General features: G+C 69.3%; 16 protein-coding genes. 8 read left to right on the top strand and 8 right to left on the bottom strand.

The annotated features are described in order from the left end of the window. Window positions 1-10 precede the first annotated feature (10 nt). The 3 genes from M2428_RS14185 to M2428_RS14195 all read right to left on the bottom strand — a co-directional run bounded on the left by M2428_RS14185 (window position 11) and on the right by M2428_RS14195 (window position 4,173). A complete protein-coding gene (locus tag M2428_RS14185; protein ID WP_277526589.1) occupies window positions 11-316 on the bottom strand; it encodes a hypothetical protein in 306 nt (101 codons plus the stop codon). Between the two features lie 123 nt (window positions 317-439). Continuing rightward, a complete protein-coding gene (gene ppc, locus M2428_RS14190; RefSeq protein ID WP_277526590.1) occupies window positions 440-3,253 on the bottom strand; it encodes a phosphoenolpyruvate carboxylase in 2,814 nt (937 codons plus the stop codon). 239 nt (window positions 3,254-3,492) lie between these two features. Beyond that, entirely contained in the window at window positions 3,493-4,173 is a 681-nt protein-coding gene (locus M2428_RS14195) for an NAD(P)-binding domain-containing protein (protein WP_277526591.1), read from the bottom strand. Window positions 4,174-4,393: 220 nt separating this feature from the next. On the opposite strand from M2428_RS14195, the gene M2428_RS14200 reads away from it, so the two are divergent. Then, window positions 4,394-5,077, top strand: coding sequence for a TetR/AcrR family transcriptional regulator (locus M2428_RS14200; RefSeq protein ID WP_277526592.1), 684 nt, complete (start codon window positions 4,394-4,396; stop codon window positions 5,075-5,077). Next, window positions 5,064-5,906 (top strand): DUF1684 domain-containing protein, encoded by an 843-nt coding sequence (locus M2428_RS14205; protein WP_277526593.1) that lies wholly within the window; start codon window positions 5,064-5,066, stop codon window positions 5,904-5,906. The genes M2428_RS14200 and M2428_RS14205 overlap by 14 nt, the downstream gene beginning before the upstream one ends. Window positions 5,907-5,942: 36 nt before the next feature. Here M2428_RS14205 and M2428_RS14210 read toward each other — a convergent pair whose 3' ends face one another. Together M2428_RS14210 and M2428_RS14215 are read right to left on the bottom strand one after the other, a co-directional pair. After that, the gene (locus tag M2428_RS14210) at window positions 5,943-7,193 is read right to left on the bottom strand and encodes an acyl-CoA dehydrogenase family protein (RefSeq protein WP_277526678.1); all 1,251 of its coding nucleotides are present in this window, start codon (window positions 7,191-7,193) and stop codon (window positions 5,943-5,945) included. An 11-nt stretch (window positions 7,194-7,204) separates the two neighbouring features. Beyond that, window positions 7,205-8,050: an SDR family NAD(P)-dependent oxidoreductase gene (locus M2428_RS14215; protein WP_277526594.1), complete on the bottom strand. Its 846-nt coding sequence runs from the start codon at window positions 8,048-8,050 to the stop codon at window positions 7,205-7,207. 192 nt (window positions 8,051-8,242) lie between these two features. Between M2428_RS14215 and M2428_RS14220 the strand changes: the two genes are divergently transcribed. From M2428_RS14220 to M2428_RS14240, 5 genes are all read left to right on the top strand, one after another. Further along, window positions 8,243-9,439, top strand: a complete 1,197-nt coding sequence (locus tag M2428_RS14220; protein WP_277526595.1) for a glycoside hydrolase family 76 protein — start codon at window positions 8,243-8,245, stop codon at window positions 9,437-9,439. Window positions 9,440-9,613: 174 nt separating this feature from the next. Next, window positions 9,614-10,669 (top strand): iron ABC transporter substrate-binding protein, encoded by a 1,056-nt coding sequence (locus tag M2428_RS14225; protein ID WP_277526596.1) that lies wholly within the window; start codon window positions 9,614-9,616, stop codon window positions 10,667-10,669. A 5-nt stretch (window positions 10,670-10,674) separates the two neighbouring features. Beyond that, window positions 10,675-12,267, top strand: coding sequence for an iron ABC transporter permease (locus M2428_RS14230; RefSeq protein WP_277526597.1), 1,593 nt, complete (start codon window positions 10,675-10,677; stop codon window positions 12,265-12,267). Next, on the top strand, window positions 12,264-13,454 hold the full coding sequence (locus M2428_RS14235) for an ABC transporter ATP-binding protein (protein ID WP_277526598.1): 1,191 nt from the start codon (window positions 12,264-12,266) through the stop codon (window positions 13,452-13,454). Before M2428_RS14230 ends, M2428_RS14235 begins: the two co-directional genes overlap by 4 nt. A 26-nt stretch (window positions 13,455-13,480) precedes the next feature. Then, on the top strand, window positions 13,481-15,439 hold the full coding sequence (locus M2428_RS14240; protein ID WP_277526599.1) for a glycogen debranching N-terminal domain-containing protein: 1,959 nt from the start codon (window positions 13,481-13,483) through the stop codon (window positions 15,437-15,439). Here M2428_RS14240 and M2428_RS14245 read toward each other — a convergent pair. Next, window positions 15,398-16,240, bottom strand: a complete 843-nt coding sequence (locus tag M2428_RS14245) for a phosphatase PAP2 family protein (RefSeq protein WP_277526600.1) — start codon at window positions 16,238-16,240, stop codon at window positions 15,398-15,400. The genes M2428_RS14240 and M2428_RS14245 overlap by 42 nt on opposite strands. A gap of 117 nt (window positions 16,241-16,357) precedes the next feature. Then, on the bottom strand, window positions 16,358-16,957 hold the full coding sequence (locus tag M2428_RS14250; protein WP_277526601.1) for a YdeI/OmpD-associated family protein: 600 nt from the start codon (window positions 16,955-16,957) through the stop codon (window positions 16,358-16,360). Window positions 16,958-17,047: 90 nt separating this feature from the next. Between M2428_RS14250 and M2428_RS14255 the strand changes: the two genes are divergently transcribed. Then, entirely contained in the window at window positions 17,048-17,860 is an 813-nt protein-coding gene (locus M2428_RS14255; protein ID WP_277526602.1) for a VOC family protein, read from the top strand. A 57-nt stretch (window positions 17,861-17,917) separates the two neighbouring features. On the opposite strand, the gene M2428_RS14260 is transcribed toward M2428_RS14255, so the two are convergent. Further along, on the bottom strand, window positions 17,918-19,180 hold the full coding sequence (locus tag M2428_RS14260) for a M20 family metallo-hydrolase (protein WP_277526603.1): 1,263 nt from the start codon (window positions 19,178-19,180) through the stop codon (window positions 17,918-17,920). Window positions 19,181-19,183 lie beyond the last annotated feature (3 nt).

Raw genomic sequence — 19,183 nt, forward strand, 5'->3', positions numbered from 1 at the left:
GCCCGACTTTCTAAACAGGTGCCCAGCGGCCGCGGCTGCGGCGCAGCACGGTCAGCGTTCCGGTGAGCGCAACGCGTTCGACGGCGTCGCGCATCATGGCTGCCGACTCCACCGCCTGACTGTTTTCGGCGCTGTACGCGGTGGCATCTACCAGGAAGCGCAGGTTCAGCTGAGGTACGCCGCCGGCGAGCTCAAGCTGGTGCGATTCGACGTGGTGCCGCGTCCCGAGCGCCTCGATGGCCGCGGCCATGACCGCTTCCGGAGCGGTGCCCGGCTTGAGCCCGGTGATCTTCAGTCTGGTCTGGAACGACGGCATGGAACAACCCTAGCCGCCCCCTCAGCCCCTGAGGGAACGGCCGGATTGTCGCGGACGTTCCCTCACGTCGTGAGCGACAGGAACTGAGAGACCGGACCTGAGGGAGCGCCGGGAAAGTGCAGGCTACCCGGTGTTGCGCAGCCCGGCGGCGACCCCGTTGACCGTGATCAGCATGGCCCGCTGGAGGCGCTCGTCGATCTCGGCTCCGGACATGCCCGCCGCGGCCTCGGCCCTAACGCGGCGGAGCAGTTCCACCTGCAGGTAGCTGATGGGGTCGAGGTACTGGTCCCGGATCTCGAGGGAGCGCTTCAGGGTGGGCTGGGCATCGAGGATCACGTGCTCGCCTGTGAGGTTCTGGATCTCCGCGACCGTGAGCTCGTACTCTTCCCGAATGGCGCGAAACAGGTGGTGCAGCTCTTCCGGCACCAGCGTCGAGACGTAGTAGCCGGCAATGTCCATGTCTGTCTTCGCCAGGGTCATTTCCACGTTGGACAGCACCGAGCGGAAGAAGTGCCAGCCCTCGATCATCTCCTTGAGCTGGGCCGAATTTCCGGCCTCGCGCGCGGCCTTGAGGCCGGAGCCCACACCGAACCAGCCCGGCACGATCTGCCGTGACTGCGTCCAGCCGAACACCCACGGGATGGCCCGCAGCCCCTCAAGCCCGGCGCCGGAATCGGGCCGCTTGGATGGACGGGATCCGATGTTCAGGGATCCCAGCTGCTCCACCGGGGTGGAGGCCATGAAGTAGGCGGGCAGGTCGGGGTCCTCAATCAACGTGCGGTAGCGCGCAAACGCGGCGTCGGAGACGGTCTCCATGACGTCGCCGTAGCGCACGCGCTGATCCTCGGAGGTGCGCGGCGCGCGGTGCAGGGCCGAGCCCTGCATCACGGCGGCGAGGGAGAGCTCAAGGTTTTCGCGCGCCAGTTCCGGCAGGGAGTACTTGTCCGAGATGACCTCGCCCTGCTCGGTGAACTTGATCTCGCCCTCGAGCACGCCGTTGGGCTGGGCCATGATGGCATCGTAAGTCGGCCCGCCGCCGCGGCCCACCGAGCCGCCGCGGCCATGGAAGAGGCGCACGCGGACGCCGTGCTTCGCGGCCACGTCCCGGAGCTTGCGCTGGGTCTTGTAGATTTCCCACTGGCTCGTCATGACGCCGGATTCCTTGTTGGAGTCCGAGTAGCCGAGCATGATCTCCTGCACGTCGCCGCGGAGCCGGACCAGTTCGCGGTAGGACGAATCGGAGAGCAGCTGGTCCACGATCTCGGCCGAGGCGCGGAGCTCGTCGACGGTCTCCAGCAGCGGCGCGAAGCCGATCTTGGCGTAGGGCGCCTCGCCGAAGATGCTGACCAGGCCGGCCTCGCGGGCCAGCACGGCCGCGGCCAGGACGTCGTCCGCGCCGCGGGTCATGGAGATGATGTAGGTCTCGATCACGTCGGGGCCGTAGGTGCGCAGGGCACGCCGGATCTCCCGGAAGACGTCGTACGTGCCGTCGGCGACGCCGTCGAGCTTGATCGGGTGGCCCGAGAGCGGGCGCCGGGACGCGAGCTCGGAGCCCAGCACCTCGAGCCGCTCGGCGCGGCTGAGTTCCGCATACCGGACACCGGGGCCGCCGAGGCGGTCCATGAGCTGCCCGACGGCGTCGTGGTGGTGGTCGGCGTGCTCACGGATGTCCAAGGTGGCCAGGTGCAGGCCGAAGGAGGCGATGGCGCGGCGGACCCGGGACAGGGCGCCGTCGGCTGCGAGGGCGGCGTGGTGGTTCCGCAGCGAGCGTTCCAGCAGGCCAAGCTCGGCGAGGAGCTCCGCGGTGGCGGTGTAGTCGCGGCCGGGCTCGTGCGCGGATCCGGCCGCGACCCGCCGGCCGGTGTTGATCAGCTTGGCCTTGATGCAGGTGAGTTTGAGCCGGTACGGCTCCTGCGCGTTCAGCTCGAGGACGCGGCGGTCCAGGCCCGGCAGGTTCCCCAGGTCGACGTCGATCGAGTCCAGGAGTTCCTGGTCCGCCCCGGCCAGCGCGGTCGAGTTGGACAGGATGGAGATGAGTCCGTCGATCAGGCCGATGCTGATCCGTACGGCGTGCTGGTTCTGGATCTGGAGGATTTCGCGGGTAACGGCGGCGGTGACGTTGGGGTTGCCGTCCCGGTCCCCGCCGATCCAGGAGCCGAAGCGGATCGGGGCTTTCTGCGGCGGCAGCGTGACGCCGTGCTCGGCGAGCAGCTCGGAGAGGTCCGAGAGCATTTCCGGCATGGCGTCGCTGAGGATGCCGGTGAGGTAGTAGATGGCGTTCCGGGCCTCGTCCACGGGGGTGGGCCGGACCTGGCGGAGCTCGTCCGTCTGCCACATCTGGTCGATCACTTCGGACAAGTGGCGATCCTGGCGGCGGCGCGCGGACGTGCCCTCCACCGTGGATTCGGACAGGATGTCCGAGAGCCGGCGGATCTTGTCCAGCACTGAGCGGCGGGAGGCCTCGGTGGGGTGTGCGGTGAAGATAGGCCGGACGTCGAGTTCGTTGACGACTTCCTGCAGTACGGAGTTGCCGGCCTGATCCGCGATCTCCTCAACGGCTTTGGCGAGCCAGCCGTCCTTCTCCTGCCGGGTGCGCAGCCCGCGGACCCGGTGGACCTGCTCGGCGGCGTTCGCCAGATGGAAGTAGAACGCGAAGGCGCGGACCAGGTCGGTGGCCTGGTCCAGCGGCAGGGAGCCGAGCAGTTCGCGGACCTGGGCAACGACGTCGTACGAGCTCCACGGCCCGGTGGCGTCGGCCCCGCCCCGGGCCGCCTCCTTGGATTCCTTGGTCAGCAGGCGCACCTGCTCGACAAGGTCCAGGAGCTCGGGGCCGTGCTGGCGGACCAGGGATTCGCCGAGGAGGGTGGAGACCCGGCGGACATCGGCCCGGAGTTCGGCGGCAAGATCGGTGTCGGAATGCATTGCAGTGTCAGCCATGGAAACTATCTTTCGAGGGTTCGACTTGGCTCGTACACTGCGCTGGATACTGTGAGCCTGATTACTTCTTCCCAAGGGATGTTACCCGCAGGCACTCCCGGCTGGAATTCCGTCTCAGATAGTGTCAGGCCCCGCGGCGCCGCCCCGGCCCCCGATCCCAGGCTCCCAACTGGCTCGCAGTTGTGGCCCGTTTTGGGAGCTCATGAGGGCCCTGGCTGCAAGTTAGTTGGGTGGCGGGTTCAGCGCGCGATCTTGAAATTGAACTCGCCGGTGCCCAGCGCGCCCCAGAGCCGCAGCCAGATCGGCAGGAGCATTTCCGCGCCGCGGGCACTCGTAATGTCCCCGAGATCGATCACGTCGCGGTGGCCGAAGCCCTTGAGGAGTTCCGTGACGGCGGCCTTGGCCTCGGCGTCGTCCCCGGAGACGAACACCGAGTGGTCGCCGCCGGCCACGCGGGCCGGGTCCACCATCACCGACGCCGTCATGGTGTTGAGGGTTTTCACCACCCGGGCATGGGGGAAGGCCCGCTGGATCTGCTCCGCGAGACTATCCGTGTTCACCGGGTTCAGCGACGGCGGCATGCCCTGCGAGAAGTCCAGCGGGTTGGCGATGTCCATGATGACTTTGCCGGCGAGGTTCCCGGTGCCCGCGGCGGCCAGAGCCGCCAGGGAGCCGCCACCCTGCGTGGCGTTGACGATCAGCTCGGCGCCGGCCGCGGCGTCGGCAAAGGCGGCGAGGCCGATTCCGGCGTGCGCGGCATGCCACTGGGCGAACGGCGCGGCGCCCATCCTGTCCGGCTCGGTCCGGGCGAGCGTCGCCTGCGGGTCGCGGGTACCGATCACGACGTCGTGCCCCAGGCCCGCGAGTGCGCCGGCAATCGTGCGCCCCACCGTGCCGGTTCCCAGTACTGCAATCTTCATGGCGTCCCTCGATTCCGCTCACCAGGAGCTCAGCCCAAATCCGCAGGTAGACAGGTCCGTCTACCCCTTGGACACGACGCTAGCAGACAGGCCTGCCCGCAACAAGGCATCCGACCGGCGCAGGCGGCAGTCGGCGCGGCTGGCGCGGGCCGAAGCCTGACGGGGATCGCACTGGAGCCGCGCCCGGGCATAGACAGACTTGTCTGTGTACGATGGTGTCATGACGCTGCCAGCAGCCACCGCCCCGCCGGCTGCCCGCACTCCCGCCGGGCATGCCAGGGAAAAGATCCTGGCCACGGCCTTCCGGCTCTTCTACGCGCACGGCTTCCGGGCCGCCGGCATCGACACCATCATCGCCGAGTCCGGCGTCGCGAAAGCCACGTTCTACAAGTACTTTCCGGCCAAGGACGACCTCATCCTGGCCTATCTGGAAAAGGTCGACGGCATCTGGACCGGCCAGCTTCACGCCGCCGCCGAGGCCGCCGGCGAAGACCCGGCCGCGCAGCTCGTGGGCCTGTTCGACGCCCTGACAACCGCATGCCGGCGAGACGGCTACCGCGGCTGCGCCTTCATCAACGCCGCCGCCGAGTCGGCCGCCGGCACCCGGGTCCACGACCGGACCGTGGCCCACAAGCGGCAGATCCGCACCTGGATCCGGGACCTGGCCGCCCGCGCCGGCGCCCGGGACCCGGACCAGCTGGCCCGCAGCCTGACCCTGCTGCTCGACGGCGGCCTTGCCAGCGGGGTGCTCGACGGCGACCCGGACGCGGCCACCGCCGCCGGGGCCACCGCTGCCCAGCTGGTGGCTGCCAGCCTCGGCAGCTCCCCCAGCGAACGCAGCCCCGGACAAGCCCCCCGACGACGCCCCGAAGGAAACACTGGAGGAACCCATGAACACCACTGAGCTCGCGGCCGACCCGCAGCTTGCCCGCTGGCAGCGCTTCCGGAGCAGCCGGAACGCGGCCCTCGCCAGCGACCACGGATGGCTGACACTGACATCGTTCCAGTGGCTCGAGTATCGGCCGGCCGCCGTCGAGCTCGCCCCCGGGCTCTGGTCCACTGACGGCACGACGGCGTTCCTGACCGCCGCCGCGTCCGACGGCCTGACCCTGGTGGAAACCGGCGAGCCCGTGGAAGGCACCATCAGCGCCGTGCTGTCGGACGAGGAATCCCTCATGTGGGTCCAGTACGGCGGCGACGACGGTTGCCAGGTGGTGGTGGAGCTCGCGATGCGGGCGGACAAGTACGCCATCCGCACGCGTGACTCCCAGTCACCGGCGTTCACCGAGTTCGACGGCGTGCCCACCTTCGACTTCCGCCCGGACCTGGTGGTCGAGGCCCGGTTCGCGCCCTATCCCGAGCCCGTGGACGTGCCGATCGCCACCGCCAATCCGCTGGTGGACGGGGTTCACCGCTCGGTGGGCGAACTCGTCTTCCGGCTTCCCGGCACGGAACACGAGTTCCATCTGCAGGCCGAGGAGGAGAAACTCGGCGCGTTGACGGTGACGTTCCACGACGAGACCAATGGCGAATCGACCGACGAGTGGCGGAAGGTCTCCACCGCAAAACCCCGCGTCGATTCATCCGGAAACGCGACCGTGGTCCTGGACTTCAACCGGGCCATCAACTACCCCAGCGCCTTCACCCCGTATGGCACCTGCCCCATGACGGTGAAGAACAACAGCCTGGACTACCGGATCGCGGCCGGTGAGAAAGAGCCCGGGGTTTTCTAGACGGCCGCTTCGCCGGCCTCTTCTAGACAGCCACTTCTACACGATCGCGGACACGCCGGTGACGGCACGCCCCGTGATCAGCGTGTTGATCTCGAACGAGCCCTCGTAGGTGTAGATCGCCTCGGCGTCGGAGAAGATCTTGGCCATCCGGTAATCGGTGACGATCCCGTTGCCGCCCAGCAGGGACCGGCCCATCGCCACGGTTTCGCGCATCCGGGCGCTGACATAGGACTTGGCGAGGGCCACCTGCGGCATTTCCGCGGCGCCCTGGTCCTGCAGCTGCGCGATCCGCACCATCATGCCCATGCTGGCCACGGCGTTGCCGAGCATGGTCACCAGCTGCTGCTGGACCAGCTGGAACTTCGCCAGCGGGCGGCCGAACTGCTGGCGTTCGACGGCGTACTGCCGCGCGACGTCGAAGGCGGCGAGCTGCTGCCCCACGCCCTGCCAGGCCACCATGATCCGGGAACCGCGCAGGAGCTCGTTGGTGTCCTCGAAGCTGCTGATGCCGGCAAAACGGTCCGCTTCGGCCACGCGGACGTCGGTGAAGACGATGTCTGCATTCTGCACCGTGCGCAGGGCAATCTTGTTTTCGATCCGGCTCCGGCTCACGCCCGGCAAAGTGGCGTCGACGATGAAGCCGCGGATGCCGCCGTCGGCCTCGTCCCGGGCCCAGACCAGCATGTAGTCGCAAAACGTCCCGTTGCCGATCCAGCGCTTGGCGCCGTTGAGCACCCAGGCGTCGCCGCCGTCGGCCGCGCCGCCGGAGACCCGCCGGGCCCGGGTTTCCATGCCGCCGGCAACGTCCGAGCCGTGGTCCGGTTCGGTGAGGGCAAAGGCGCCGGTGGTGCGCAGGTTCGCCGCGTCCTCGAGTAGGCGCGCCTTCTGCTCCTCGGAGCCGAAGCCGTAGAGCGACTCCACGAAGAGGTCATGGTGGACCAGGAAGAAGGTGGCGAGCGAGGTGTCCACCCGGGTCATCTCGGCGATGATGATCCCGGCGAACAGGTTGCTGTAGCCGCGCTGGGCGGGAGCGCTTAGCTCCAGGGCGGCCAGCTTGGGCAGGATATGGGCCGGGAATTCGGCCTTGTTCCACCAGTCCGTGGCGAACGGGGCGACCTCGGCGGCCAGGAACTCCCGCAGCTGCGCCAGTTTGGCCCGCTCCGCCGCGTTGAGCAGGGATTCGTAGTCGAAGAAGTCCGCAGTGGGGAGCCCCGCCACAGGCGGTGCGGACACTGCCGGTGCGGCCGAGGCAGCCAGCCCTGTCCCGGTCGCCTCGGACCCGGTCATTCCAGACTCAGTCATTTCGGGCCCATCCGGATGGCGCCGTCGAGGCGGATCGTCTCGCCGTTGAGCATGGCGTTCTCCACAATGTGCGCGGCGAGGTTGGCGTATTCGGCGGGGCGGCCCAGCCGCGAGGGGTGCGGCACCTGCTGGCCCAGGGAGTCCTGCGCCTCCTGCGGCAGCCCGGCCATCATGGGAGTCTCGAAGATGCCCGGTGCAATGGTGACCACCCGGATCAGCGAGCGCGCGAGTTCGCGGGCGATCGGCAACGTCATGGCGGCCACGGCGCCCTTGGAGGCGGCGTAGGCGGGCTGGCCGATCTGGCCGTCGAACGCGGCGACGGAGGCGGTGTTGATGATGACGCCGCGTTCCGGACCGCCAAGTTCGGTGGCGGCGGGCTCGGTGGTTGCCATGGCGGCCGCGGCGAGGCGGATCACGTTGAAGGTGCCCACGAGGTTGATCTGGATGACGCGGTTGAAGGCCTCCATCGGCAGAACGCCGTCGCGGCCCAGGACCTTGCCGGGGGTCGCGATCCCGGCACAGTTGACCACAATGCGCAGCGGGCCCAGGGCGGCGGCGGCATCGACGGCGGCCTGCACCTGCACCTCGTCCGTGACGTCGGCGGGGACGAAAACGGCCGTGCGGCCGCCATCGGCGGCAGCGGAACCCGCGGCGGCGGCACCGGCGGCAGCAGCGGGAGCGGCGGCGGAGGCGGTCAGTTCGGCGGCAAAAGCGCCCCCGGCGGAACCCGGCAGGTCCACGAGCACCACCGAAGCGCCGGCGTCGAACAGGCGCTTGGCCGTGGCAGCTCCAAGACCCGAGGCCCCGCCCGTGATCAGCGCGACAGTACCCTTGATGTCCATGCATCCTCCTTGATGTGGAACCGAACCCCGGCCGCGAAGCCTCAACGCGGGCGGCGCCTGAAGCACCGGCCCACGGGGAACATTAGTTAGTGAATGTTAACTGGAATACGGCCATTGCGCACCTTTGGCGCACCCGCCGACGGCGCGGTCACGATCGCGGTCCGGACGGGCTCCCGCGATTAGGCTTGGCTCATGACCCGACCCGACACCTCCGCCCCCAACTGGTCCTTCCGCGCGGATGAGGCCGCCCGCTCGGTGACCAGGCTCTTCGGGCAGCGGCTCTTCTTCCTGCCGGGAACCCACATCGCCGCGATCCTGCGGCCGTCCGGCCGGCTGAAGAACCTGTCCCGGCCCTGGCACTACTGGTGGCAGGCACACTACCTGGACTGCCTCGTGGATGCCGGCCGCCGGGAACTGGGCTCGCCCGGGCGCCCGGGGGCCAAGTTCGACGGCGAGAACCGGCCCAGCGCCGGCCATCTCGCGTCCCGGCTCGTCACGGGCATCCGGCTGCGCAATTTCCTCACAGTGGTCAACAACTACTACGACGACATGGCCTGGCTGGCCCTGGCCACGCTCCGGCTGGACAAGCTCGCCGAGGACACCCGCAAACGCACCGGCCGGGGGCGCAACGCCAAGGTCCTGCAGAGCCTGACCTTGCAGTTCGACTCCGCGTCCACCGACGACCTGGGTGGCGGCACTTTCTGGAGCACGAAGCGCGATTTCAAGAACACGCCCGCCACCGCACCGGTGGCCCTCTACTACGCGCGGACGGGCAACCGGGACAAGGCGCAGGCACTGCTGGACTGGCTCGACGCCAAGCTCTACGAGCCCGGACAGGGCCTCTACCGGGACGGCCTGCGGATTTCCGGGACGGGCGACGTGGTGCTGGAAGAGACCATCTACACCTACAACCAGGGCCCCGTGCTCGGGGCCCTGCTGGAACTTGGGGGCGAAGCGAACCTCGAGCGTGCGGCCGCACTGGTGGACGCCGTGGCACGCAACCTCACGCACCCGGCCCCGCTGCTGGGGCGCACCGCCGCGGTGCTGCGCTGTGAGGGAACGGGCGACGGCGGGCTGTTCACCGGGATCCTCGTCCGCTATCTGGCCCTTGCCGCCGTCGACGAACGGCTGCCCGCCGAAACCCGGGCCACGGCGGCGGCACTCGTGAACGATACAGCCGAGGCCCTCTGGGAAGGCCGCCGGATCCTTCCGGCGCAGGACCGCCTCGCGCGCCCCGGCAGCCACTTGGTCTTCTCCGACCGCACCGAACTGCCGGCACGCCGCAGCTATCCGGAGGGCGCCGCCGTCGAGCTGTCCACACAGCTCCAGGCCTGGATGGTGCTGGAGGCGGCCGCATCGATCGCTGCGGCGCCCGCACCGCAATCCTGAACAATTACGTCACGCAACAGTTTCGTAATTCATGTGATCCTCATCACTTAATGCGACTTCAGGTTGGTCGCTTAGGTTTGGCTAACCTACAGTCTTTCGTAGTGAGCATGCCCTAACTTCCCCGCTCACGGGGGTCCGGGCACCGACGACGAATTCCTTGCAGAAAGTAGCCCCATGAAGATCCGCAACAACGCACTGGCGGGCATCGCCCTGGCAGCCACTGCCGTCCTGGGCCTGGCCGCCTGCGGCTCCGGTTCCGCTGCCCCGGCTGGCAGCAGTGCAGCGGCTGGCGGCTCGGCCGCCGGCGAGATCACGGTCTATAACGCCCAGCACGAGTCCCTGACCAAAGAGTGGGTAGACGCCTTCACGGCCGAAACCGGCATCAAGGTCACCCTGCGCCAGGGCGACGACACCGAAATGTCCAACCAGATCATCCAGGAAGGCCAGGCCTCACCGGCAGACGTCTTCCTGACCGAGAACTCGCCCGCCATGGCCCAGGTGGAGAACGCCGGCCTCTTCGCGGACGTGGACAAGGCCACCGTGGACCAGGTCCCCGCTGAGTTCCGTCCCTCCACCAACAAGTGGACCGGCATCGCAGCCCGCTCCACCGTGCTGGTCTATGACAAGAACAAGATCAGCGCCGACAAGCTGCCCAAGTCCATGCTGGACCTGGCCAACCCCGAGTGGAAGGGCAAGTGGGCAGCCTCGCCGTCCGGCGCCGACTTCCAGGCGATCGTCTCGGCCCTGCTGGAACTCAAGGGCGAAGCCGCCACGCAGGCATGGCTCAAGGGCATGAAGGAGAACTCCAAGGCGTACAAGGGCAACAGCACGGCCATGAAGGCCGTCAACGCCGGCGAAGTGGACGCCGCCCTGATCTACCACTACTACTACTACGGCGACCAGGCCAAGACCGGCGAGAACTCCAAGAACGTCACGCCGTTCTACTTCAAGAACCAGGACCCGGGCGCCTTCGTCTCCATCTCGGGCGGCGGCGTGCTGAAGTCCTCGAAGAACGCCGCGGCGGCCCAGTCCTTCCTGAAGTTCATCACCGGCAAGAAGGGCCAGGAAGTACTGCAGAAGGGCACCTCCTTCGAGTACGCCGTCGCCTCGGACGTCCCGTCCAACGACAAGCTGGTTCCGCTCAAGGAGTTGCAGGCACCCACAGTGGATCCCGCCAAGCTCAATTCCGCCAAGGTCACCGAGCTGATGACCCAGGCAGGGCTGCTGTAGCAGCAGTGACTTCCAAGCTGGCGGTCCCCAAAATATCCGGGGACACGACGACGGCGGGCAGGGGCAAGCGCCCCCGCCCGCCTTTCGGCGTTTCTGTTGTTTCCATCATTGCGGTCCTGATCGCCCTGTTTTCCCTAGTTCCCCTGGCCTATGTGGTCTTCATGACGGCCTCCACCGGCTGGGACACCGCCGCCGCACTGATCATCCGCCCGCGCGTGGGCGAACTCCTGCTGAACACCGTGCTGCTGACCGTGGTGACGGTGCCGCTGTGCCTGGTCCTGGGCGTCGGCGGCGCGTGGCTGGTTGAACGCACGTCCCTCGTGGGCCGGAAGTGGTGGGCCGTGCTGCTGGCCGCCCCGCTGGCCATCCCCGCCTTCGTCAACAGCTACGCCTGGGTTTCCGCGGTGCCCTCCCTCGGCGGGCTCTGGTCCGGGGTCCTGATCGCCACCCTGTCCTATTTCCCGCTCGTGTACATCCCGGCCGCCGCGACACTCAGCCGCCTGGACCCCGCGATCGAACAGTCCGCCGCCTCCCTGGGCCTCGGCGCCTGGCGCGCGTTCTTCCGGGTGGTGCTGCCGCAGCTGCGCATCGCCATGACCGGCGGCGGGCTGCTGGTCGCGCTGCACCTGCTGGCCGAATACGGGGCGTTCGCGATGATCCGCTTCGACACCTTCACCACCGCGATCATGGTGCAGTACCAGTCCACATTCAACGGGACCGCGGGGAACATGCTGGCCAGCGTCCTGGTGTTCCTGTGCCTGATCCTGCTCCTCGTCGAGGTCCGCAGCCGCGGCAGCGCCCGGTACGCCAGGATCGGCTCGGGCGCCCAAGCGCGCGCCTTGCGCCTGCCCCTGCGCGCCTACCAGGTCCCGGCCCAGCTGTCCCTGATCGCCCTCACGGCGCTGGCGTTCGGCCTGCCGCTGACGTTTGTGCTGCGCTGGATCGTCACTGGCGGCCCGGACATCTGGGCAGCCGAGGAATTCATGCCGGCCCTCCTGCAGACCCTGGTCTATGGCCTTGCGGGGGCCGTCGTCACCACCGTGGTCGCGTTCCCCATGGCCTACCTGGCCGTGCGACGCCCCGGCTGGTTCAGCAAGTCCCTGGAGCTGTCCAACTACATCACCAGCTCCATGCCCGGGATTGTGGTGGGCCTGGCCTTCGTAACCGTGAGCATCCGGATGGTGCCCAGCATGTACCAGACCTCAGCGCTCCTCATCGCGGCCTATGTGCTGTTGTTCCTCCCCCGGGCCCTCGTGAACATCCGCTCGGGGCTGGCCCAGGCGCCGAAGGAACTCGACGAGGCCGCCCAGGTGCTCGGCAAGCCGCCGCTGCTGGCCTTCCTGCGCGTGACGCTGCGCCTGACGGCCCCCGCCGCGGCCGGCGGCGCGGCCCTGGTGTTCCTGGGGATTGTCAACGAACTCACGGCCACCCTCCTGCTCTCGCCCAACGGGACGCGCACCCTCGCCACCGAGTTTTGGAGCAAGAGCAGCGAGATCGACTACGCTGGCGCCGCCCCGTATGCGCTGCTGATGATCCTGATCTCGGCGCCCATGACCTACCTGCTCTTCCAGCAGTCCAAGAAAGTAGCCGGACAGTGACCGATGTTTACCCGTCGCGTGAGGCCCCCTCCCGTCTCCCCGAGCCGCGAGTCGCGGCTTCCGTGGCCACCAGCACCAACAGCCACCTGGAAATCGACGCGGTCACCAAGAACTTTGGCCCCCAGGCCGTCCTCAAGGGCGTCAACCTCTCCGTCGCCAGGGGCGGAACGACGGCGATTGTGGGACCGTCCGGCTCCGGCAAGACCACGCTGCTGCGCCTGATTGCCGGCTTCGAACACCCGGACACCGGCAGCATCTCGCTCAACGGCAGCAAGGTGGCGGGCGAGAACGCCTGGGTGCCCGCCCACAAACGCCACGTCGGCTACGTGGCACAGGACGGCGCCTTGTTTCCGCACCTGACGGTCGGGCAGAACATCTCCTTTGGCCTGGACGCCGCGCAGCTCCCCGGCGGGCACCGCGGCGTCAAGGCGAGGGTCGGCGAGCTGCTGGAAATGGTCTCGCTGGACCCGGCCATGGCCAAGCGCCGCCCGCACCAGCTCTCCGGCGGCCAGCAGCAGCGGGTCGCCCTGGCCCGGGCGCTGGCCCGCAAACCCGCGCTCATGCTGCTGGACGAGCCGTTCTCGGCCCTGGACGCCGGCCTGCGGGTGGCCACCCGCCGTGCCGTGGCCCAGGTCCTGAAGGACGCCGGCGTCACCACCATCCTGGTCACGCATGACCAGGCCGAGGCGTTGTCCTTCGCCGACCAGGTGGCTGTGATGCGCGGCGGCAGGCTGGCCCAGATCGGCAACCCGTTCGTCGTCTACACGCGCCCGGCCGACCGCGCCACCGCCGAATTCCTGGGCGACGCCGTCATCCTGGATGCCTGGATGGAAGGTTCCCTGGCCACGTGCTCGCTCGGCGGGATCCCCGTTCGACGCCCGCCCGCCCAGGGCCGGGTCCAGCTGATGCTGCGGCCCGAGCAGATCCGCATTTCCGAGGACGGCCCTATCCGCGGCACGGTGGTGGACACCGACTACTTCGGCCCCGAGACCACGGTCCGGCTCCAGCTCCCGGTCCCGCCGGTCCTTGCCGCCGGCGCCGTCCCGGACCACCGCTACCCCGGCGGCGGGGAAATCATCACCATCCGGCACTGGAACGCCTCGATCGCCCGCCCCGGCACGGAGCTGCGTCTTCGCGTGGTGGGCGAGGCCGTGGCGTTCCCGGTGGATGAGCAACAATCTCCCTAAGACTGCTCTGGAGATAGGGTGGGCGGATGACTGTTCAGCCAGGCCTGCACCGCCAATACTGCTCCGTTGCCGCCCCCACACAGCTGTGGCTTGATCCCGACGGCCGCCTGGCCGGCGAGGTCAAACCGCCCGGAGCCGGCGACTCCGCTGATCCGGCCGGGTTCACCGGGCTGCTCCACGGCGACACCCGGATGCTCTGCCGGGCGCTGGTGCGCGTCAACGGCCTGGAACCCGAACCGGCCGCAGTCGAGACCGAACCCGGCGGCGTCCTGCGCGTCCGGGGCCTGGTCCGCGGCATCCCGGGACCCACTGAGGATCCCGCCGTCGAGCTCCTCCAGACCTGGACCGTGACGCCGGGCGTGGTGCGGCACACCCTGCAGCTGCGCACCTCACTGGATTCCCTGGACGTCGAAATCGACATTGAACTGGCCGCCGACTTCACCGACATGGCCCAGATCCGCCTCAGCCGCTTCCGTGGCCCGTCCGGCCCGATCTCTGCCGACCAGTCTGCACTGCGCTGGAAGGAGGGCGGCAAGGCCCTGACGGTGGCGGCCGCCGGGGCCGTCACCCCTGACGGACACCTCACCTGGCGCGGAACCCTAGGCCGGGGCCGGCCGTTCGAAGCTGAATGGCAGGCCGTCCTGACCGATGGCGACGACGCCGTGGTGGCTGCCCGGCCTCCCGCGGCCCGGCGGCCGCGGACCGGACCGGCCGGGGCCCTGGGCCTGCTCCTGGACAACTCCCTCGACGAAGTGGCCGGGCTCCGGCTGGCCACCCGCCAGCTGCCGGACGCGCCGTTCATCGCCGCCGGGGCGCCCTGGTACTTCACGCTGTTCGGGCGGGATTCGCTGTGGGCCGCGCGGCTGCTGCTGCCGCTGGACAACGGGCTCGACACCGGGCTGGCGGCGGGCACGCTGCGCGCGCTGGCAGCCTTCCAGGGTACGCGGACCGACGCCGCGGCCGCCGAGGAACCCGGCAAGATCCTGCACGAGCTGCGGTCCAAGGAGCTTGTGCTGGAGAGCCAGGGCCTGCGCCTGCCCCCGGTGTACTTCGGGGCCGTGGACTCCACCCCGCTGTGGCTGTGCCTGCTCGGTGAACTCTGGCGCGCTGGCCGGGACGACGACGCAGTCCGGTCGCTGCTGCCGAACGCGGCACGCGCCGCGGAGTGGCTGCTCGCCGCCGGCGCAACCGGGCCGGACGGCGCAGCGGGTACCGGCGCAGCGGGCAACGCCGGGTCGGGCAACGCCGGGTTCCTCAGCTACCGGGACGCATCTGGGCACGGCCTGAGCAACCAGGGCTGGAAAGACTCCCGGGACGCCATGCAGTTTCGCGACGGACGCCAGGCCGAGGGGCCGATCGCCCTGTCCGAGGTGCAGGGTTACGCGTACCAGGCAGCGGTGGAAACGGCGGAGCTGTTCGACGCCTACGGCGAACCCGGCGGCCTGGCGCTGCGGGACTTCGCCGCTGCCCTCCGGCTCAGGTTCCGGGAGCGTTTCTGGGTGGAGGACGACGGCGGGCCGTTCCCGGCCATGGCCCTGGACGGACACGGCGTTCCCCTGGACATCCCGGGCTCGAACATGGGACACCTGCTGGGCACGGGCATCCTGGATGAGGCCGAAGCCCGGATCGTGGCGGACCGGCTTGTGAGCCCCGAGCTGTTCTCCGGCTACGGCGTGCACACGATTTCGCGGCGGGCCGCAGGGTTTTGGCCCTTCAGTTACCACTGCGGCTCGGTCTGGAGCCACGACACCGCCATCGCGATCCGCGGCCTCCTCGCCGACGGTTTCATCGCCGAGGGCCGGATCCTCGCCGATGGCCTGCTCGCGGCGGCAGCCTCCTTCGGGCACCGGCTGCCGGAGGTCTTCGCAGGGGTGCGGGCCGAGGACTCGGGCGTCGCGGTGCCCTATCCGGCCTCCTGCCACCCGCAGGCGTGGTCCTCAGCCTCAGCGGTTGTGATCGCCCAGGCGATGGGCGTCGGGCTCTGACGGGCCAGGCCCTGCCGGGTTAACTTCCGCCGGGTTAACTTCCGCCGGGCGAACCTCCGCCGGCGCGGGCGGCGACCGGAGCGCGGCCGGCGCCAGCGGCGCGGGCCGCGGAGCCATGGTGGCGCGCAGCCCGTCGGCGAGGATGACGATCCCGGTAACGGCGAGCGCCAGGCCCAAGGCGGCGAGTACGTCGGTCAGCCAGTGATAGCCCAGGTACAGGCGGCTGAAGGCCACCACCAGCGTTCCCGCGGCTGCGGCCGCGAAGGCGAGCACCGACGTCGTCCGCGTCCCGCGGGCCGCCACCAGCAGGTAGCTCAGGACGCACAGGAAGACGCCGGCACCGAAGGTGTGGCCGGAGGGAAACGACAGGGCGTCGTCCGGTCCCAGCATGAAGTCGCTGGCGGCGGGCCGGCCGCGGCCGACGTCGTGTTTGATCAGCGTGGACACCGCGAAGGTGGCCGCCATGGCGCCGATTAGCAGGGCCGGACGCCAGACTTCCCGTTTCCAGGCCGCCCAGGCCAGGGCCACCGCGCAGCCGATCACAGTCATCCACACCGGCGACGTCACCGTGGTCACGGCCGTCAGGATGGCGGTGGCCAGCGGGTTCCGGGACGCGACGAGTCCGTCGTGCACGGGCGCGTCCAGGGCGGCCACGCCGCTGTTCGACTGCACGGCGGCGAGCACAGTCCAGAAGACCGTCTCCCCCGCGATCAGCAGGCCCGCTGCCGCGAAGAAGAGCCGCCGCTGGGACGGTAGCGGCAGGCGGGCAGGGGGTTGCGGGGCACGCTGGGCAAGGAGCATCCGCCCAATTCTGCCAGCGGCAACTACCTGCAGCCCGGACGACTGCTGGGAGTTCTCTGGGACGCGGCGGCCGGATCCGCGGCGAGCCGCGGGGAATGGCCGTCACGGTCCCGGCCGTTACGGACTTGGGGGCCGTTTGGCCTGCGGGTACGGCGTTTCGAACCGGGCGAGCATCTCCACGAACCCGGCGATCTTCTTCTCCCGGGTGGATGCTTGCTTGACAGAGTTGGTGCGGTAGATCAGGGCATACCGGTTCACGGACGTCAGGACCTCGAACATCGCCTGCGCCCGGGGCTCCGCCGCGATGGCCGCGGCGAGGTCATCCGGGACTTCCGCCGTCGCTGCGCCCGAGTAGGCGGCCTCCCAGCGCCCGTCCGCCTTGGCGGCGGCCACAGCTGCCTGCCCGGCCGGGGCCATCCGTCCCGCCGATTCCAGGCGTTCAATCCGCTGCACGTTGCGTGCGGACCACACGCTCTTGGGTCCGCGCCGGGTCATCCGCTGGAGGGAGCTCTCCCCGTCCCGCCGCCGGCCCTGCCCGTCGATCCAGCCGAAACACAGCGCCTCCTGCAGCGCGGCCTCGTAGTCCAGCCCGGTCACTGACCCGCCCTTCTTGTGCAGCACTAGCCACACACCCGGACTCTGCGCGTGGTGCCGCTCCAGCCAGGCGCGCCACTCGGCGGCGTCATTCACCAGCAGTTCCTCAAGTTCAACAGCCATGGCACCATTGTGCTCCGCGGGGCTGCCCTGATGGGTGCTTTGGTGGCACCATGTCATGAGGAGCCAACCCGTCCCTCGCAAGGAGATCCCATGCTGCGCGTCCGCCCGATCCACTACACCTCCCGCATGGACCAGTGGGGGCAGCTGCTGTCCGCCCTCGGCATGGTGCGGACGGTCGACGACGGCGACTGGCAGGAGTTCGACGCCGGCTCCGGCCGCCTCGCGCTGCACCGCGTAGCGGGGGGTGCCGGGACTAGCGGCGACGGAGTACCCGGGAACGCGCCGGACGGCACTGCTCTGGACGGCACTATGCAGGACGGCACTGTTCTGGACGGCAGGACGGACTTCGGCGTCGAGGTCGGAGACCTGGCAGAGTTCGCGCGCCGCACCAACCTGGCAGGCGTAGAGGACGGCACCACCCCGGCCGAACTGGTCAGCGCCCGCCACGGCGACACCTGCCGCATCACAGGCGAGGACGGGTTCGGCTTTTTCGCGGACAAAGCCGCCCACGGCGCGCAGTGCGCGGACGCCGATCCGGCCCTCGCCGTCGTCGAAGTCTGGTTCACGCCGGACGCTGCCGCCGCGGCGCAGACCCTGCGGAACATCGGCGCCCGGCTGCGCCCGGCCCCGGACGATGACGAGACCGCGGATTTCACGGCGAAAAACGGCGGCGTTCTGATGGTGCGGCCCGCCAGCGGCGCCGTTCGGTCCGGTCTGGGCTTTGAATACACCGGCGACCTCGCCGCCCTGCGGGACCGCCTGGCGGCTGCGGGCCACCGGGTCAGCCTGACGGAAGAGGCCTTCGGGCGGACCCTGCACGTCGCCAACCCAGACGCCGCCGATCTGCCGGAGAACCCCAACGGGGCGATGCTCTGGATCTCGCAGAAGCCGGAAGGCGCGTGAAGCTGTTCCTCCCGTGCGCCTGAGGCTGTTCCTCGGGAGGAACAGCGGGGGCCGCGGTCAGTCTTCCAGCGCCCCGTTACAGAGCCGGTTCACAACCTCAGTGAGCATGGTCAGCCCGGCCACGATGTCCTCGTCCGTGGTGTATTCGTACTCGTTGTGGGAAATCCCGCCAACGCTGGGCACGAACAGCATCACCGTCGGGACCAGGTCCTTCATGTTGGTCGAATCGTGCCCGGCCAGGGTCATGACCGGCTTGTTCGCCAGGCCCAGGTCCGCCGCCACCTTGGCCGCGAGTTCAACGCCCTCTGGCTGGTAGGGGGTCACGGGCCAGGTGTGGGAGTGGTTGCGCTCAACTGTGACGTTCGCCAGCTTCTCGATTCCGGCGATCCGCTTGTCCAACAGGGCGTCCGCCTCGGCAAGGACAGCTTCGTCGGCGCTGCGCAGGTCCAGCAGCAGGCTCACCCGGGACGGCACCACCACGGGCGAGTTGGGGTAGACATTCAGTTGCCCGACGGAGGTGTGGAGCACGCCGGGGTAGGTGTCGGCGAGTTCCCGGGCCGCGACCACCATCATGGACGCGCCCAGCAGCGCGTCCTTCCGGTCGGCAATCACGGTGGACCCGGTGTGGGCCTGCTCGCCGTGGATCACGAACTCGTATTTGTTGGCCGCCCAGTTGGAGTTCACCAGGCCGATGGTGATGCCTTCGCGCTCCATGCTCCGGCCCTGTTCAATGTGGATCTCGGCGCAGTACGCGGCTTCGGGGCCCTCGTAGCTGCCGCGGCAGCCGATCGCGTCCAGGGCTTCGCGGACCGTGACTCCGGCCGCGTCCGTGGTGGCCAGCGCGGTCTCGAGTTCGAGCTTTCCCGTGTAGACGGAGGAGCCCATCATGGACGGCTTGAACCTGGAGCCCTCCTCGTTGAACCAGTTGACCACCGCGATGTTGAACCGGGGCTGCCCGGCGGCTCCGGCCCCGGCCCACTGCTCCACGAGCCGGAACGCCGCGTGGGCTGCGGCCAGCACGCCGTACGCCCCGTCGTAGCGTCCCGCCGTCGGTTGGGAATCCATATGGGATCCCACCACCACGAAGGGGGCACCCGGCACGGCCTCATAGAGGCCCCACTGGTTGCCGGCCCGGTCGAACCGCACGGTGAAGCCCTTGGCCTCCAGCAGGCCCGTGAGCCATTGCCGCTGCTGGCCGTCCGGCACGCTGGCCGCCTGCCGTTCCACGCCGCCGTTCTCGGTCGCGCCGAATTCGCTCATGATGTGGAAGTCCCGCACGAACGCGGCGTCGCGGTTGCTGAAAGTGGTGTGAGTAGTCACGAT

Origin of the sequence: Arthrobacter sp. ES3-54 (genome assembly GCF_029504395.1) — a bacterium.
Lineage (GTDB): Bacteria > Actinomycetota > Actinomycetes > Actinomycetales > Micrococcaceae > Arthrobacter.